This is a genomic window from Cupriavidus sp. SIMBA_020, from assembly GCF_046535395.1.
GTDB lineage: Bacteria > Pseudomonadota > Gammaproteobacteria > Burkholderiales > Burkholderiaceae > Cupriavidus > Cupriavidus campinensis.
This window is the reverse complement of the sequence record NZ_JAWRWU010000327.1, coordinates 1-296: the sequence shown is the minus strand read 5'-3', so window position 1 is coordinate 296 and position 296 is coordinate 1. Positions and strand designations below refer to the sequence as shown.

The window sequence follows — 296 nt, the reverse complement described above, 5'->3', positions numbered from 1 at the left end:
CGAAGCGACCGATTCACAATCGACTCTGCGTGCGAAGCTCGCGCGCTATCACGACGATGTGGATTCGGCGTTCTATGGCTGGAATGACATCTGGCTCGATCCGGCATTTCGCACGTGGAATATCGTCGAGACCATCGCATCCATCACCGTGCCATTGCTCGCCATACAGGCGCGCGACGATCAGTACGGCACGCTCGCACAAATCGAAGCGATTGGCGAGGCCGTAGCGCACGCCGAGGTGCTAACGCTCGACTCGGGCGGCCATTCTCCTCATCGCGACGCCCGCGCCACGCTCG

General features: G+C 61.5%; 1 protein-coding gene. It reads left to right on the top strand.

The genetic code is table 11. The annotated features are described in order from the left end of the window. Positions 1–296, top strand: a 296-nt coding sequence (locus tag SB751_RS29430) for an alpha/beta fold hydrolase (protein WP_410748955.1), incomplete at both ends; no start/stop codon positions are given.